The 15,385-nt window shown below is 66.0% G+C and carries 16 protein-coding genes; 11 read left to right on the plus strand and 5 right to left on the minus strand.

Translation table 11 applies throughout. From position 1 onward, the window contains the following. Positions 1–6: 6 nt before the first annotated feature. From I4X03_RS00545 to I4X03_RS00585, 9 genes are all read left to right on the plus strand, one after another. Entirely contained in the window at positions 7–843 is an 837-nt protein-coding gene (locus tag I4X03_RS00545) for a hypothetical protein (protein ID WP_223464219.1), read from the plus strand. Continuing rightward, a complete protein-coding gene (locus tag I4X03_RS00550; RefSeq protein WP_223464221.1) occupies positions 840–1,145 on the plus strand; it encodes a hypothetical protein in 306 nt (101 codons plus the stop codon). The genes I4X03_RS00545 and I4X03_RS00550 overlap by 4 nt, the downstream gene beginning before the upstream one ends. A gap of 88 nt (positions 1,146–1,233) precedes the next feature. Further along, positions 1,234–2,451 (plus strand): MFS transporter, encoded by a 1,218-nt coding sequence (locus tag I4X03_RS00555; RefSeq protein ID WP_223464223.1) that lies wholly within the window; start codon positions 1,234–1,236, stop codon positions 2,449–2,451. Positions 2,452–2,466: 15 nt separating this feature from the next. Continuing rightward, positions 2,467–3,768 carry a M20/M25/M40 family metallo-hydrolase gene (locus tag I4X03_RS00560; protein WP_223464231.1) on the plus strand — a complete coding sequence of 434 codons (1,302 nt, stop codon included), beginning with the start codon at positions 2,467–2,469 and terminating at the stop codon, positions 3,766–3,768. Between the two features lie 103 nt (positions 3,769–3,871). Continuing rightward, on the plus strand, positions 3,872–5,323 hold the full coding sequence (locus I4X03_RS00565) for a PQQ-dependent sugar dehydrogenase (RefSeq protein WP_223464232.1): 1,452 nt from the start codon (positions 3,872–3,874) through the stop codon (positions 5,321–5,323). A gap of 32 nt (positions 5,324–5,355) precedes the next feature. Beyond that, a complete protein-coding gene (locus I4X03_RS00570) occupies positions 5,356–5,799 on the plus strand; it encodes a thioesterase family protein (RefSeq protein ID WP_223464233.1) in 444 nt (147 codons plus the stop codon). A 74-nt stretch (positions 5,800–5,873) separates the two neighbouring features. Beyond that, a complete protein-coding gene (locus tag I4X03_RS00575) occupies positions 5,874–6,461 on the plus strand; it encodes an RNA polymerase sigma factor (protein ID WP_223464234.1) in 588 nt (195 codons plus the stop codon). Positions 6,462–6,476: 15 nt separating this feature from the next. Beyond that, positions 6,477–6,941, plus strand: a complete 465-nt coding sequence (locus I4X03_RS00580; protein WP_223464235.1) for a hypothetical protein — start codon at positions 6,477–6,479, stop codon at positions 6,939–6,941. A gap of 34 nt (positions 6,942–6,975) precedes the next feature. Continuing rightward, complete coding sequence (locus tag I4X03_RS00585; RefSeq protein WP_223464236.1) at positions 6,976–7,899, plus strand: hypothetical protein; 924 nt, start codon at positions 6,976–6,978, stop codon at positions 7,897–7,899. 40 nt (positions 7,900–7,939) lie between these two features. Here I4X03_RS00585 and I4X03_RS00590 read toward each other — a convergent pair whose 3' ends face one another. Next, positions 7,940–8,428: a DUF3016 domain-containing protein gene (locus I4X03_RS00590; RefSeq protein ID WP_223464237.1), complete on the minus strand. Its 489-nt coding sequence runs from the start codon at positions 8,426–8,428 to the stop codon at positions 7,940–7,942. A 366-nt stretch (positions 8,429–8,794) separates the two neighbouring features. Between I4X03_RS00590 and I4X03_RS00595 the strand changes: the two genes are divergently transcribed. Next, complete coding sequence (locus I4X03_RS00595; protein WP_223464238.1) at positions 8,795–10,303, plus strand: HD domain-containing phosphohydrolase; 1,509 nt, start codon at positions 8,795–8,797, stop codon at positions 10,301–10,303. 220 nt (positions 10,304–10,523) lie between these two features. Here the strand turns inward: I4X03_RS00595 and I4X03_RS00600 are convergent, their stop codons facing one another. After that, a complete protein-coding gene (locus tag I4X03_RS00600) occupies positions 10,524–12,476 on the minus strand; it encodes a GAF domain-containing sensor histidine kinase (RefSeq protein ID WP_223464239.1) in 1,953 nt (650 codons plus the stop codon). 111 nt (positions 12,477–12,587) lie between these two features. Beyond that, complete coding sequence (locus I4X03_RS00605) at positions 12,588–13,079, minus strand: hypothetical protein (protein ID WP_223464240.1); 492 nt, start codon at positions 13,077–13,079, stop codon at positions 12,588–12,590. Positions 13,080–13,517: 438 nt separating this feature from the next. Between I4X03_RS00605 and I4X03_RS00610 the strand changes: the two genes are divergently transcribed. Then, positions 13,518–13,898, plus strand: coding sequence for a hypothetical protein (locus I4X03_RS00610; protein ID WP_223464246.1), 381 nt, complete (start codon positions 13,518–13,520; stop codon positions 13,896–13,898). A 1-nt stretch (position 13,899) separates the two neighbouring features. Here the strand turns inward: I4X03_RS00610 and I4X03_RS00615 are convergent, their stop codons facing one another. Continuing rightward, a complete protein-coding gene (locus I4X03_RS00615) occupies positions 13,900–14,643 on the minus strand; it encodes a metallophosphoesterase family protein (RefSeq protein ID WP_223464252.1) in 744 nt (247 codons plus the stop codon). Further along, a complete protein-coding gene (gene queC, locus I4X03_RS00620; RefSeq protein ID WP_223464258.1) occupies positions 14,644–15,357 on the minus strand; it encodes a 7-cyano-7-deazaguanine synthase QueC in 714 nt (237 codons plus the stop codon). Positions 15,358–15,385: the final 28 nt, after the last annotated feature.

Below are 15,385 nucleotides of genomic sequence, written 5' to 3' on the forward strand. Positions count from 1 at the left end.
TGGCAAATGTTTAAACAGTTGCTTGCCGCAGTCGCCGTCGCCGCGCTGTGCCCCTGGCCCGGCACGCCGGCGCTGGCCGCCCAGGAGCCGCCGCCGAAAGCCGGCGCGGCGCCGGTCGCCACCGTGCACGTGCCCTATGTGCGCGACCCGGTCGACAAGTCGTATCGCAAAATGATCCAGGGCATGGACAGGTTCCAGCGCGACCGCGCCACCTATGCCCCGGACGCGCAGTTGCGCTTCCGCCTGCTGCCGCGCCTGCCCAACGCCAAGATGGAAGGCATCACGCTGCGCGTGGCGGGCGACACCATCACCTTGCCGGTCATCCTCGCCGCCGACAACAGCTTTACGCTGGAACGCAACGAGCTGGCGCTGCGCCAGGATGCCGCCGTGGTGGCCAACCGCAAATCGGCCAGCATGACCTGGCGCGCCTGGGTCCAGACCCCGGGCTTGCCGCCGGGCACCCGCCGCCTGGGCGACCTGCGTCTCGAATGCCGGGTCGGCATGGATTCCGGCCTGATCTCGAACACCTCGCCGATCTTCGCCTGGCTGACCAATGCGCTGACCGACACCGAGGAAACCTGTTCTTCGCCAGACGGCAATTACCTGTTCTTCGCCGAACGCCCGGTATTTAGCGTGATCCTGCGCCACGGCGAGCGCCGCGAAGCGCTGCCTTTCAAGATGCTCTATGCAGGCGGCAACGAAACGCGCGCGTCACTGCCCTACTGCGATTGCCAGGTCCTGCTCGACCGCAGCTACTACGCGCCGCTGTGGGACAAGTCCTGGCCCGACGACACCCTGATCGAATTCGATTATATGGAACAGCCAGCGGGAGCGCCTCCATGAGCCGGCACGCCCGCGGCGCACTGCCATTGCTGGGCGCGCTGCTGCTGGCGGGCTGCGCCAGCGCGCCGCCGCCGCCCGGCACGCTGGTCGACCCGGCCAGCATCGCCCAGGCGGTGGTGCCCGGCGTCACCACCAAGGCCCAGCTTGCAGCCGCGATGGGAAGCACCACCACCATCGTGTTCGACAGCGGCTATGAAACCTGGCTGTATCTGTCGCCGGCCGGCTCCGGCCGCTACACCGAGTTCGTGGTGCTGGTCGGCCCCGATGGCATCGTCAGGAAAACCCGCAGGCGCGATCCCTGACGCGGCGCGGGCGCGCCGCGCGGCAGTTTCTCCGTTGCATGTTATTCTGTGGCGATCGGTGCGAGCGAAAGCACCAGCCCGTAAAGACATGACCAACGCCGCGCCCGCCCGTAACACCATCCCCATCCTCGCCGTCACCCAGGTCGTTGCCTGGGGCACGCTGTATTACGCCTTCGCCATTTTGGCCGCCGACATCCAGCGCGAACTCGGCTGGCGCGCCGAGACGGTGTTCGGCGCGTTTTCCTGGTGCCTGCTGGTGGGCGGCCTGGCGTCGGCGCCGGTCGGCATGCTGCTCGACCGCTTCGGCGGCCGCCTGGTGATGGGTGCGGGCTCGCTGCTGTGCGGCCTGGGCTTCATCCTGCTCAGCCAGGCGCAGCAGGTGCTGACCTACTATGCCGCCTGGACCTTGCTTGGCGTCGCCATCGCCGCCACCCTCTACGAAGCCGCCTTCGCCACCCTCAACCACCAGTACGGCCTGTCCGCGCGCAAGGCCATTTCCACGCTGACCCTGTTCGGCGGCTTCGCCAGCACCGTGTTCTGGCCGTTGACGCTCAAGTTGAACAACCTGATCGGCTGGCGCGACACCTACCTCTGGTACGCGGCCCTGCAGCTGTGCGTTTGCCTGCCGCTGCACCTGATGCTGCGCGCCAATTCGCCGCGTCCGCCGCACCTGCCCGGCGCCGCCGGCGTGCGCAGCGATTTCACGCTGCACGAGGCGCTGCGCCACCCGGCCTTCTGGACCCTGGCATTCGCGTTTTCGGCCAACAGCTTCATCTTTTCCGCGCTGTCGGTGCACCTGATCCCGATCCTGACCCGCTTCGGCCATCCGATCGAAACCGTGGTGTTCATGGCGGCGCTGATCGGGCCGATGCAGGTGGCCGGACGGATCGGCGAAATGACGCTCGGCCGCAACGTGGCGCCGCAGACCGTCGGCAAGATCACCTTCGCGCTGTTGCCTGCCGCGCTGCTTGCCCTGTTGTTCTTCGGCACCCGCCAATGGGCGATGGCGCTGTTCTGCACGCTCTATGGATTATCGAACGGCATCTTGACGATCGTGCGCGGCACGGTTCCGCAAGCCATGTTCGGCACCAGGAATTACGGCGCGATTTCCGGCGCGATGGCCGGTCCCTCGATGCTGTCGAAAGCGGCCGGCCCGCTGGCCGTCGCCGCCATCATCCAGTACAACCCCTCGCCGGCGCTGCTGTTTGGCGTCCTGTTCGCGTTCGCCGTCGCTTCGCTGCTGTGCTACCTGATGGCGGTGCGCACCACGCCCCGCCTTGCCCACGATATTCCCCGCCCAACCTGACTGGAATCCTTGCCGATGAAGCCTTGCGTCCTTGCCCTCGCCCTGTTGTCCGCCCTGTCCGCCGGCGCCGCCGGCGCCCAGCAACTCTCGCCGATCGAGGAACGCATCGTGGCCGAGGTCAAGGCGCGCTCGCCGGCCGCGATCGGCCTGCTGGAACGCAGCGTCAACATCAACAGCGGCACCATGAACCACGCCGGCGTGCGCGAGGTCGGCCAGTTGTTCCGCCGTGAACTCGACCAGCTCGGATTCAAGACCAGCTGGATCGACATGCCGCCGGCCATGCAGCGCGCCGGCCACCTGCTCGCCACGCGCGCCGGCAAGCAGGGCAAGCGCCTGCTGCTGCTCGGCCATCTCGACACCGTGTTCGAGCTCGACAGCCCGGTGCAGAAATGGCAGCGCCAGGGCGACCGGGTCAGCGGCCAGGGCGTCTCCGACATGAAGGGCGGCAACGTCGTGGTGATCGAGGCGCTGCGCGCCCTGCACCGGGTCGGCGCGCTCGACAACACCAGCATCGCCGTCATGTTCACCGGCGACGAGGAAGACGCCGGCGATCCGAAAGACATCTCGCGCCGCGACATGGTCGCGCTGGCCAAGAACAGCGACATCGCGCTGGCCTTCGAAGGCACCGTGCTTGACCAGGACGGACGCGCCACCGCAACCGTCGGGCGCCGTTCATCGTCCGGCTTCGCGCTCGAAGTCAAGGGCAAGCAGGGGCATTCCTCGGGCATCTTCGGGGAGCGCGCCGGCTACGGCGCGGTCTATGAAGCGGCGCGCATCCTCGACGGCTTCCGCCAGCATGTCATCGAGCCCGACCTGACCTTCAACCCCGGGGTGATCCTCGGCGGCACCCAGGTCGGCTATGACGAGCTGGGCTCGCGCGGCACCGCGTTCGGCAAGACCAACGTGATCGCCAACGCCGTCACCGTCAAGGGCGACCTGCGCTACCTTGATACGGTCCAGCGCGACCGGGCCCACGAAAAGATGCGCGCGATCGTCGCGCAGCACCTGCCGGGCACCAGCGCCAGCATCGCGTTCGAAGAATCGTATCCGCCGATGGCCGTCACGCCCGGCAACCTGCAGGTGCTCGCGCTGTATTCGAAGGCCAGCCAGGACGCCGGGCTCGGCGCGATCGCCGCGGTGCCGGCCGGCTTGCGCGGCGCCGGCGACATCCAGTTCGTCGCGCCCTATGTCGACAGCCTGGACGGCATCGGCGCCACCGGCAGCGGCGCCCACTCGCCCGCCGAAGACCTCGAACTGGCCTCGATCGAGCGCGCCGCGATCCGCACCGCGATCTTGATCTACCGCCTTACCCGCTAAGCATGACGCAGCGCAGGGCGCGGCATTTCCGCGCCGCCCTGTGTGAAAACAAGCGTAGACTGGCGCCTGGCCACAGCCACCAATCTGCCCTGCGGAGAACCAGATGCTGATCGATCGTGCGCGCTTCATCCTGTTGTCGTTTGCGTTCATGCTGCTGGCCGGCTGCGGCGGCGGCGGTGGTGACCCGGGCAATCCGCCGCCAGCGGGCAACGCCAGCCTGGCCGTCACCTTGGCGGGCTTGCCGGCCGGCGTCACCAGCCCGGTCAACATCGCCGGTCCTGGCGGTTTTACCCGCGACATCACCCAGAGCACCACGCTGACCAACCTGGTGGCCGGCAATTACACGGTCAGCGCCCAGAGCGTGGTCAGCGGCGCCACCACCTACCGGCCCGCCGTGGCCCAGCAGACCATCGCCGTGGCCGCCGGCGCCAGCGCCTCCGCCAGCGTCGATTACAGCGCCATCGCGCTCACGCTCGGACTGCGCGAGGTGGCCGACGTCGACGGCGCCGTGTTCGTCACCGCGCCGGCCGGCGACGCCCGCCTGTTTATCGTCGAGCGCGGCGGACGCATCCGCATCATGCGCGACGGCCGCATGCTGACCCTGCCCTTCCTCGACATTTCCGGGCGCATCAGCACGCAGGGCGAAGGCGGGCTGCTGTCGATGGCCTTCGACCCGCAGTTCGAGCGCAACGGCCACTTCTTCATCTATTACACCGACTTCAACCGCAATATCGTCGTCGACCGCTACACGGTGTCGGGCAACGCCGACATCGCCAACGCCACCTCGGCGCTGCAGATCATCAGCATCGCGCACTCGGCCTTCACCAACCACTATGGCGGCCTGGTCGCGTTCGGCCCCGACGGCTTCCTCTACCTTGCCACCGGCGACGGCGGCGGCGCCGGCGACCCGCTGCGCAGCGGCCAGGACCTCACCTCCCTGCTCGGCAAAATGCTGCGCCTGGACGTCGCCAACGCCAGCGCCACCAAGCGCTACGACATTCCCCCGAGCAATCCCTTTGTCGGCATGAGCGCGCGCCGCAACGAGATCTGGGCCAGCGGCCTGCGCAACCCGTGGCGCTTCGCCTTCGACACCAGCGGCCTGTACATTGCCGACGCGGGCCAGGACCGCCGCGAAGAGATCAACCTGGCGTCGCTGGGGCAAGGCGGCCTGAACTACGGCTGGAACATCATGGAAGGCTCGCTGTGCTACGTGAGCGCCGCCTGCGGCCAGGCCGGGCTGACCCTGCCGGCGCTGGAGTACGACCATGGCGCCAACGACGTCAACGGCTGTTCGGTCATCGGCGGCTATGTGTATCGCGGCAAGGCGGTGCCCGAACTGGCCGGGCGCTACTTCTACTCCGACTTCTGCGGCGGCTACCTGAAGAGCCTCCTGGCGAGCGGCGCCGGCAACGGCGTGCGCGAGCAAGCCGACTGGTCTATCCCCGATATCGGCAACGTCGTCTCCTTCGGGCGCGACGCCGATGGCGAGCTGTACATCGTGGCCGCGGACGGGCGGATTCACAAAATAATCCGGACTTCCGCCCCGGCAAGCTAAAATTTGACTCCGCACATTCGCGAGAGACCGACATGGCCCGCCTTCACCTGGATTTTCCCGAAGACCAGTATTGCTACACGACACCACTGACCGTCCGCGTCACCGACATCAACGCCGCCAATCACCTCGGCAACGATTCGATGATCTCGATGATTTCCGAAGCCCGCGCGCGCTTCCTGTTCGAGTTCGGCGTGCCCGAGACCGAACGCGACGGCACCGGCATCATCGTCACCGACCTGGCCACCACTTACCGGGCTGAAGCGCATGCGCGCGACCAGCTGCTGTTCGAAGTCGGCGTCATGGACTTCAACAAATACGGCGGCGACATCACCTTCCGCGTCACCCGCCCCAAGGACAAGACCCTGGTCGCCATGGCCAAGTCGGGCTTTGTCTTCTTCAACTACAAGAGCAGCCAGGTGGTGGCCATGCCGGAAGAATTCCGTAGCAAGTTTGGCAAGGTCAACTGGATCGACTAGCCTGGCACGCCATCGTCGCGAAATAACTGGAACTTTTCGGCCGCGTGCCGGGAATACAGTCAAAGCACACGACGATGACCATGACACCCGCCCCCCTCCCCGACACCGAACTGCTGCGCCAGATGCGCAGCGGGACGGCGTGCGCGTTCCAGGCGCTGTACCGGCGCCACCAGGGCCCGCTGTACCGCTTCGCCGTGCTGCGCAGCGGCTCGCCCGACACCGCCGCCGACGTGGTGCAGGAAGTATTCATGGGCCTGTTGACGGACAGCTTGCGCTTCGACCCGCTGCGCGGCCAGCTGCAGCATTTCCTGTTCGGCGTGGCGCGCAACCTGATCCTCCGGCATGAGCAGGCGCGCGGCCGCACCGCCTGCCTGCCCGAGGGCGACGAGGGCGACGACGAGGCGGACTGCGACAGCAGCACCGAGCCGCTCGCCCGCATGCTCAGCGACGAACTGGCCGGCGACGTACGCCGCGCGCTCGCCCTGCTGGCGCCGCACTACCGCGACGCCCTGATCCTGTACGAAATGCACGACCTGTCTTACCAGGAAATCGCCGCCATCTGCCAGGTCGATCTCGGCACCGTCCGCTCGCGCCTGTCGCGCGGCCGCGCCCTGCTGGCAAAACGCCTGGGCGCCCACCGCCCCGCATTGAGCAACGCCTGACCGATCGGAAAATACATGGATACCCACCTCCCCAATGACGGCCTCGACGGCCACCTCAAGGCGCTGCGCTCGGAAACCGAACAGCTCAACGCCCCGCCTTGCGTCGAGCAGGAACTGATGGCGGCATTCGCCCGGCAGCATGCGCGCCGCCGCTGGTACCAGCGCCTTCCGCGCCTGGCACTGCCTGGCGGCGCCGTCGCGCTGGCGGCGCTGGCCGTGGCCGTGCTCGTCAAGGCGCCGTCCGGCGGACCGCCACTGCTGCAGCGCGGCGACGGCGGCGTGTTCATTGCGCTCGACTCGCTCGAGCGCATCGAAGGCGAACCGGACACCCGCATGATCGCCGCCGAAGTGCCGCGCATGGAACTGGCCAGCCTCGGCGTGCCGGTCACGCCGGAAAACGCCGGCGACTCCGTGCTGGCCGAAATGCTGGTCAGCGCCGACGGCGAGCCGCTCGCGCTGCGCCTCACCTCGGCCGAATAAGCCGACCGAATAACCCACCCGAAAGAGGAATCCCATGAAAACCAAACCGCTCGTCCTGGCCATGCTGATGGCCGCCTGCCTGCCCGCGCTGGCCAATAGCGGCCCCGTTGCCGCGCACGCCGTGGCCCATGCCCGCGCCGTCGCGCTCGCCGCGCCGTTGATGACCCACGAAGGCAAGATCGTCAAAAACGCGCCCTACTCGGCCCAGGCGATCTCGGAAAAGGTGCAGTCGCTGCCGGACGGCAACCAGATCACGGTCAGCAACACCGCCACGGTCTACCGCGACAGCGCCGGCCGGACGCGCCGCGAAATGACCGGCGACGATGGCGAGGTGCGCAGCATCATGATCCGCGACACCGACGGCACCGCCCACCTGCTGCGTCCGCGCGACAAGACCGCCACCCGCATCGCCGCGCCGCGCGAAATGGCGGGCCTCGCCCGCGAACAGGCGCGCCAGCGCATCGACCAGCTGCGCAAGGAAGGCAAGCTGCCGGCCGACGCCGCCGGCCGCGAGGCCATCATCGTCAAGCGAATCGAGCAGGCCGGCGAACGCGCCGGGCGCATGGCCGCCAACCCCGGCCATCGCCTCGCCCTCGAAGCCCGCATCGCCGGCGCGTTCGGCGACCGCGCATGGTCGTCCAAGGCGGTCACGCGCGAGCTCGGTACCCGCGAATTCAACGGCGTCAAGGCGGAAGGAAAAATGCGCAGCTACGAAATTCCTGCGGGGGAAGTGGGCAACCGCAACCCGATCGTCGTCACGCACGAGACCTGGTACGCGCCGGACTTGCAGATCACGGTGCACACCAGGCACAGCGACCCGCGCACCGGCGACAACACCTATCGGCTGGACAACCTGAAGCGCGAAGAACCGGCGGCGGCGCTGTTCACGGTGCCGTCCGACTACACGGTCGAGGATGTGCGCACGCGCATGCAGGCGTACAAGGAACTCAAGAAATAAACGGCAACCGGGTGCCTGCGGGCACCCGTTGGCGGAGAACTCACCCTACGCGCCTGGGCGCGATTTTCTTGTTGAACCACTCGTCGATCATGCGCTTTTCGTAGCGCAGCGGATCGCCCGACGAATAGCGGTTGCGCATGCTGTCGAGGTACATCATGTCATGCAGCCGCTCGACGCCGCTGGCAACGACGGTGCCGTTTTGCACCACCGAATAGCGCAAGTGGATCACGGGCCAGTCGGCGCCGCCGCGCAGCACCCGGATTTCATTGGCGCGCCGGTGATGGATGCGGCCCGCCAGATCGATATCGAGTATCTCGACGTTCAGGTCGACGCCCGCAGGCAGCGACTTCGACAGCTTCTCGAAGTGCGCGCTGAACTCCTCCAGCACTTCCTTGCGCTCCCATGCGGAGAACGGCAAGTCCGAATACTTGTCGGACTCGACAAACGTCACCGTGACGCCGGCCATTGCGCTGCCCGCCGACATCAACAGCATGCTGGCCAGGGCCAGGCCCTTCAACGCGGTTTTCATACGGGTATCCTTTCAAGAAAACACCTGTTTCCTGACTCAATATACGCCGTTTTACGGCCTGCTGTTAGCGCCGGAATGTCGCGTTTTGTATCCAAATGTTAGGCGCCGCACGGCCCGTGCGCGGGTTGGCAGGAAGACCAGATATGCCGCGGGCTCGCCGCGATTTCCCGCGTTGGCGCCGCCGCAAGGGCGATTCGTCAATACGAACGCGAAATTCCTTCATTCAATATGTCTCATTCTACGTAAGCAGCCCTTATTGCCTGTTGTTAATAGAGTTGCGCCATACTACAATCGGAGAGAAGTCGCGCCGGTCTCCCGCCGCGGCGCTAGCGTTCAGTCGAAAAACCATCGGTATCGGAACCGCACATGTCATTTTTGTCTTCAACTACGCCCAAGCTTGCGCCCTGGAAAGTCCTGCTCGTCGATGACGAACCCGATATCCATGACATTACCAAGCTGACACTGAATCGTTTCCGGCTCGATGGCCGCGCCCTGACTTTCCTGCATGCCTACAGCGGTGTGGAAGCCAAGGAAGTGCTGGCGCGCGAAACCGATATAGCGCTGGTGTTCCTCGACGTGGTGATGGAAAACGAAGACAGCGGCCTGGAAGTGGCGCGCTGGATGCGTGAAGACCTGAACAATACCTTTACCCGCATCGTACTGCGCACCGGCCAGCCTGGCCAGGCGCCCGAAGAGCGCGTGATCGTCAACTACGACATCAACGACTACAAGGAAAAGACCGAGCTCGACCGCACGAAGCTGTTTACCACCACCTTCGCCGCGCTGCGCGCCTACCGCGACATCATGAAGGTGGAAGACGCGCGCCGGGTCCAGATGACCTACCGCGAAGGCCTCGAGCGCGTGATCGCCGCTTCCGCCCACATTTTCCAGCAGCGCAACCTGAAAGACTTCGCCAGCGGCCTGCTGCAGCAAGTCGTCGCCCTGCTGCGCCTCGAACAAAGCATGCTGCTGCGGGTATCCGGCGCCAGCGTGCTGGCCGGCGAAGGCGCCGCTTACGAAGTCATGGCGCAGATCGGCGACATCGGCGACGACATGCTCGGCCCGGAACTGATGGCCCAGCTCGACGACGCGCGCAGCAACCGCATTTCCAAGCTGCAGGGCGACACCTATGTCGGCTACTTCCCGAACAACAGCGGCAAGGCATCGCTGCTGGTGCTCAAAGGCGTCGAAGAAATTTCCGAAATCGACGCGCAACTGCTGGAAGTGTTCTGCTCCGGGGTCGCGATCGCCTTCGACAATATCCTGCTCACCCAGGAAATCACCGACACCCAGGCCGAGCTGATCCTGCGCCTGGGCGACGTGGTTGAATCGCGCTCGAACGAAGCGGGCAACCACGTGCGCCGCATGTCGCAGGTCTGCCACCTGCTGGCCCAGGCATCGGGCTTGCCGGACGACGAAACGGCGGTGCTGATGCACGCCGCGCCGATGCACGACATCGGCAAGATCGCCACGCCCGACGCGGTACTGCTCAAGCCGGGCAAGCTGACCCCGGACGAATGGGAAATCATGAAGCAGCACCCGACCGTGGGGCTGTCGATCCTGGACGGCTCGACCCGGCCGATCCTGAAGGCGGCCGCGGTGATCGCCCACCAGCACCATGAGAAATACGACGGCACCGGCTATCCGCAAGGCTTGAAGGGCGAGGCCATCCACAAGTACGCGCGGATTGTCGCCGTGGCCGACGTGTTCGACGCATTGAGCCACAAGCGCTGCTACAAGGATGCGTGGCCGATCGAGCAGGTCGTCGGGCACATGCGCGAAGTGGCCGGCCACCACCTGGACCCGCAGTACGTCGAGCTGTTGATCAAGAATATCGACAAGGCGCAGGAAATCAACCGCAACTGGCCGGACTAGCGTCGTTCCCGCCCAGGCGCACTACTGTCCGGAATATTCTTCTGGACATGAATTGCTCGGCGGCCAAGCGTCGTGTTAAAAGCGACAGCCACAACGAAATCGGGCAATGCAGTCCAAGGCTCCATGTCGCGATTTCTGTGCGTGCCCCGGCGCCGATTGATGCAACGGCACGGTCAACAAGATTCTTCCGGACAGCAGTGCGCCCAGGCGGGAACGGCTGTTACGCCGCCGCCTTTACGTCGCGCCGGCTGCGCGGGAAGCGCAGCGAATACCGCAATCCCTCCCCCGGCGCGCTGTCGACCTTGACCGTCCCGCCCAATGGCCCGGTCGCCAGGTTATACAAGATGTGCGCGCCCAGCCCGCTGCCGCCCTGCCCGCGCTTGGTGGTGAAGAACGGATCGAACAGCTTGCCCAGCATCTCCGCATCCATCCCCGCGCCGTCGTCGCTGTAGTCGAACACCACGGTCTCGTCTTCCAGCGCCGCGGCGATCCGTATCTTCCCGGCCTGCTCGCGCTCGAAGCCATGCACCAGCGAGTTCATCACCATGTTGGTGACGATCTGCGACACCGCGCCCGGGAAGCTTTCCAGGTGGATCTCGTCCGGACACGCCACCTCCACCTTCACCGGCCGCCCCTTCAGCTTGGGCTGCAGCGACAGCAGCACTTCGTCCAGGTAGCTCTTGAGCCGGAAGGTGCGGATATCGTCCGACGACTGGTCCACCGCCACCTGCTTGAAGCTGCGCACCAGCGCCGCCGCCCGCTGGGTATTGGTGGTCATGATGCGCAGCGACTGGTCGATGATCTCGAGGAACTGTTGCAGGCTGTCTTCGGTCATCTCGCCCGCTGCCAGCTCTTCGCGCGTCAGCTTCAGCTCCTGCACCAGGTGGCTGGTCGCCGTCACGCAGATGCCCAGCGGCGTATTGATTTCGTGGGCCACGCCGGCCACCAGCCGGCCCAGCGAGGCCAGCTTCTCCTGGCGCACCAGTTCCGACTGCGCTTCCTGCAGCGCCGTCAGCGCCGAGTTCAGCGCGGCGTTCTGGCTCTCCAGCCGCTCCTTGGTCTTGCGGATCGCATGGTCGGCCTGCATCCGCGCCAGCGCCACCGCGACGTGGCTGGCCATGAAGGCCAGCAGGTCGAGGTCGGCCTGGGTGTAGATAATCGCCGGGTCATAGCTCTGGACAATGATCACGCCGTACGCCTGGTCGTGCAGCAGCATCGGCGCACCCATCCAGCTGGCGATCTCGGGGCAGCCGAGCGGCTGCTCGACCAGACCGTCGGCGACCAGCTTCTCGAAGCTGGCGCGGTCATGCAGGCTGGCCTGCTTGCTGTTCAATACATACGAGCTCATGCCAATGCCGTAGCGGAAGCGCGCCAAAGGCGCCGTCTCGTGCTTCTGGTCGACGAAATACGGAATGCTGATTTCCTGCGAATTCGGGTGGTACAGCGCGATCAGGAAGTTTTCGGCGACCACCAGGCCGCTGATGATGCGGTGCAGGCTGGCCGACAGCTTGTCCGACTCGATCGCGGCGGCCGACAGGCTGGCGATTTCGTACAGCGCGTGCTGCACCGACTCGGCGCGGCGCCGTTCCGACACTTCGTGCGCCAGCAGCGCGGTGCGTTCGTGCACGGCGCGCTCGAGGCGGTCCATGCTTTGCAGGCCCTGCAGCGCGTTCGAGACGTGGCCGGCGATCAGCGCGAACAGCGCCTGGTCTTCATCGCTGTAGGTGTATTCGGGGGAGTAGCTCTGGATCACGATCGCGCCCAGCGCCTGCTGTTGCTGGTCGAGCAGCGGACAGCCCATCCAGTGCTCGGACATGCTGCCCAGCCCCCAGCCGTCGGTGCCGCCGCGGGCGTTGAACTCGTCGGCCGTGACCACCATGTTGCGGCGGTTCAGGATGACCCATGCGGTCGGCGACTGGTCCGGCGAGGCCAGCGTGACGCGCTCGGCCGGGTCGGGGGTTTCGTCGCGCTCGTCGACAAAGTAGACGAACCGGACCGTGCCATCCTCGCGGTCGCTCAAGGCCACATAAAAGTTCGCGGCGTACATGATGCGCCCGAGCGCGCGGTGCACGGCGCGGATGAATTCGGTGATGTCGACGCAGCTGGTCGACAACTGGCCGATTTCCAGCACCATCGCTTGCACCGCTTCGAGGCGTTTAAGACGGCTTTCCATCAATATTCCCTTTTCTAATGCACTCGGGAAATACTATCAGGAGAGGGGGGAAAAGCGAAGCAAGATCGCCGCGAATCGTCGCGCCGCGGCCCTGCTGTCGCATCGTCGCCGCTAGCGCGGTGCGCGGAAGTCCGATTCGATCCAGGCCGAGGCGCTGGCCGGCGACAGCTTGAAGCTGGCGGCGACCCGTTCGCTCGCCATTTGCTCGCCCATTTCATCGATCGCGGTCAGCACCGCGTATGGATGGTCGTCATCCGGGATGATGTCCAGCGTCACCTTGATGAGCGCATCGCCCACCGACACGACTGTGCTCTTGTGCAATTGCGCGTGCAGCTGCTGTTCATGGCGGCGCAGCACTTCCGACGCCGTCTTGACCAGGGTATGGAAGGCGTTGACGTCGAGCGGCTTGGGGTTCTTCTTGTCGCGGCCCATGGTCCACGGGCCCACCAGCGCCGGCTCCGGTTCGCCGTCCTTGATCATGGCGACCGCCCAGCCTTCATCGTCTTCATTCTTGATCACGCGTGCGGTCCAGCCGTTGCCTTGCCACACGCGCGCCTGCTGGATTGGTGCATCGTCCGGTACTTCAGAACCTTCATCAATCATTGGGTAACTTTACTAATCAACATCGAAGTTACGCATGATAGACGAAATCGGCTAAGGCCAAGCAAATGCGCGGGCGCGCATCCCCGGCATGCTGGGCGGCAACAGGGGCGGACGGTCGGGCGTGACGCCGGGATCGATCGCCGGGCGCGGGGTGTGATAGCTAAATGGAACGATGATGATCGGGGGTACCGCCGGCGGCGCGGACGGCGGGCCTTTCCCCCCAAAAGTGGCGGCAAACATGTAATCCTCCGGCAAAAGCAGGAATTCAGTATAGGAAAGGTTCTGCGTTTTACAAGCTTGATCCTGGCTGCAACTCTTCGTCTGGCATTTTTGCTGGCCCGACCCGCAAAAAATGCAGTCTGTCGCAATCCGGTGGCCAGTGCATATGCGCGTGGCTACAGTGGAGCCATACCAACGACACCACCACGAGGTCCCGCCATGAAAAAGTACGCTCCCTACATCATCCTGTTCCTGGTCGCACTGATCGCCTGGGACATGTTCGCCGATGCCCACGCCTTCCACATGGACATCGACGGCGACGAATTCGACGGCCCGCTGGGTGCGCTGCTTGGGCTGCTGTTTGGCAGCCTGGGACTGATCATCGGCACCATCGTCGCGCTGTGCGTGGGCGCCTTGCTGGTGGTGGTGTTTGCCGGGGTCGGCGTGCTGCTGGTCGGGGCGCTGGCGCTGGCCGCCTGCCTTGGCTTGCTGGCGGTGTCGCCGCTGCTGCTGCCGATCCTGATCCCGCTGGCGATCGTCTGGTTCTTCGTCAGCCGCTCGCGCCGCAACCGCATCAAGGAACAAGCGCCGGCGCTCTGAGTCAAAGTCCTTCCACCAGCCGCATCGCAAACACGATCGGCAAGCCCGCCGCGATCACGCGCCGCGCCGCGGCGCCGTGATCGTAAGGCACCCTGTAGTAAGTCAGCTGGCGCAAGCCGTCGTCGTAGATCGCGCAGCACGCGGCGGTGTTGCCGTCGCGCGGCTGGCCCACCGATCCCGGAATCACCAGGTACTGGTGCTGCGGCGCGATCCGCACGATCGCCCCCGGGCGCGGCGCGTGCTGCCCCATGCTGCCATCGTCGGCGCGCCGGTACAGCGACGGCGCATGCACATGGCCGGAAAACACCATCCGGCTGCCGGCCGCGCGCAGGCTGCGCTCCGCTTGCGCCACGCCCGTCACGTATTCCCAGGCCTGCGGCTGGTGCGCGCTGGCATGGACGAACAGCATGTTGCCAAGCTCGGCGGTCAGGGGCAGCGTATCGAGGAAGGCCAGTTGCCCGGCGCTGAGCTGGCCCTGGGTCCAGGCGATCGCCTCGCGCGCTTCGGCATGCATGCCGCGCCGGGGGCCGCTCACCGTGGCTTCGTCATGGTTGCCCTTGACCACGATGGCGCCGCGCGCCGCATAGTCCATCACCGTGTCGAGCACCGCCGCCGGATCGCCGCCGTAGCCGACCAGGTCGCCGGTAAACGCGTACTGGTCGGCGTTCATCCGGGCGGCATGCGCGAGGCAGGCGTCAAGCGCCTGGCGGTTCGCGTGCAGGTCGGTCAGCAGCGCGATCCGCACCTAGCGGACGTCTTTCGATTGCTGGTACTGCTGGTAGCCGCGCGCGCGCAGTTCGCACGCCGGGCAGCTGCCGCAGCCGTATCCCCACGGGTGCAGCGCGCCGCGCTCGCCCAGGTAGCAGGTGTGGGTCTCGGTGCGGATCAGGTCGACCAGGGCCGCGCCGCCGGTGCGCTCGGCCAGCTGCCAGGTTTCGTTCTTGTCGATCCACATCAGCGGCGTTTCGACCTTCAGGCGCGTGGCCATGCCCAGGTTGAGGGCCACCTGCAGCGCCTTCATGGTGTCGTCGCGGCAGTCCGGGTAGCCGGAAAAATCGGTCTCGCACATGCCGCCCACCAGCACCGTCAGCCCGCGCCGGTAGGCCAGCGTCGCGGCCACCATCATGAACATCAGGTTGCGGCCCGGGACGAAGGTATTCGGCAGGCCGTTCGCCTGCATCGCGATGGCGACGTCGCTGGTCAGCGCCGTGTCCGAGATCTTGCCGAGCAGGGACAGGTCGATCATGTGGTCGTCTCCGAGGCGCGCGCCCCACGCCGGCGCGATGGCGCGCACGCCGGCCAGCACCGCCGGGCGCACCGCCAGCTCGATCGCGTGCCGCTGGCCGTAGTCGAAACCGATGGTTTCGACGCGCTGGTAACGTTCGAGCGCCCAGGCCAGGCAGGTAGTGGAGTCTTGCCCGCCGCTGAACAGGACCAGCGCGGTGTCGGATTGTTGCATGATTCGATTTCCCAGATGTTAGACGTTC

This window comes from Massilia soli (assembly GCF_016809835.1).
Taxonomy (GTDB): domain Bacteria; phylum Pseudomonadota; class Gammaproteobacteria; order Burkholderiales; family Burkholderiaceae_D; genus Telluria_A; species Telluria_A soli.

Excerpts from the sequence above, each read along its gene's own strand:
- I4X03_RS00545 (WP_223464219.1), top strand. The coding sequence starts at position 7 with ATGTTTAAACAGTTGCTTGCCGCAGTCGCCGTCGCCGCGCTGTGCCCC.
- I4X03_RS00550 (WP_223464221.1), top strand. The coding sequence starts at position 840 with ATGAGCCGGCACGCCCGCGGCGCACTGCCATTGCTGGGCGCGCTGCTG.
- I4X03_RS00555 (WP_223464223.1), top strand. The coding sequence starts at position 1,234 with ATGACCAACGCCGCGCCCGCCCGTAACACCATCCCCATCCTCGCCGTC.
- I4X03_RS00560 (WP_223464231.1), top strand. The coding sequence starts at position 2,467 with ATGAAGCCTTGCGTCCTTGCCCTCGCCCTGTTGTCCGCCCTGTCCGCC.
- I4X03_RS00565 (WP_223464232.1), top strand. The coding sequence starts at position 3,872 with ATGCTGATCGATCGTGCGCGCTTCATCCTGTTGTCGTTTGCGTTCATG.
- I4X03_RS00570 (WP_223464233.1), top strand. The coding sequence starts at position 5,356 with ATGGCCCGCCTTCACCTGGATTTTCCCGAAGACCAGTATTGCTACACG.
- I4X03_RS00575 (WP_223464234.1), top strand. The coding sequence starts at position 5,874 with ATGACCATGACACCCGCCCCCCTCCCCGACACCGAACTGCTGCGCCAG.
- I4X03_RS00580 (WP_223464235.1), top strand. The coding sequence starts at position 6,477 with ATGGATACCCACCTCCCCAATGACGGCCTCGACGGCCACCTCAAGGCG.
- I4X03_RS00585 (WP_223464236.1), top strand. The coding sequence starts at position 6,976 with ATGAAAACCAAACCGCTCGTCCTGGCCATGCTGATGGCCGCCTGCCTG.
- I4X03_RS00590 (WP_223464237.1), bottom strand. The coding sequence starts at position 8,428 with ATGAAAACCGCGTTGAAGGGCCTGGCCCTGGCCAGCATGCTGTTGATG.
- I4X03_RS00595 (WP_223464238.1), top strand. The coding sequence starts at position 8,795 with ATGTCATTTTTGTCTTCAACTACGCCCAAGCTTGCGCCCTGGAAAGTC.
- I4X03_RS00600 (WP_223464239.1), bottom strand. The coding sequence starts at position 12,476 with ATGGAAAGCCGTCTTAAACGCCTCGAAGCGGTGCAAGCGATGGTGCTG.
- I4X03_RS00605 (WP_223464240.1), bottom strand. The coding sequence starts at position 13,079 with ATGATTGATGAAGGTTCTGAAGTACCGGACGATGCACCAATCCAGCAG.
- I4X03_RS00610 (WP_223464246.1), top strand. The coding sequence starts at position 13,518 with ATGAAAAAGTACGCTCCCTACATCATCCTGTTCCTGGTCGCACTGATC.
- queC (WP_223464258.1), bottom strand. The coding sequence starts at position 15,357 with ATGCAACAATCCGACACCGCGCTGGTCCTGTTCAGCGGCGGGCAAGAC.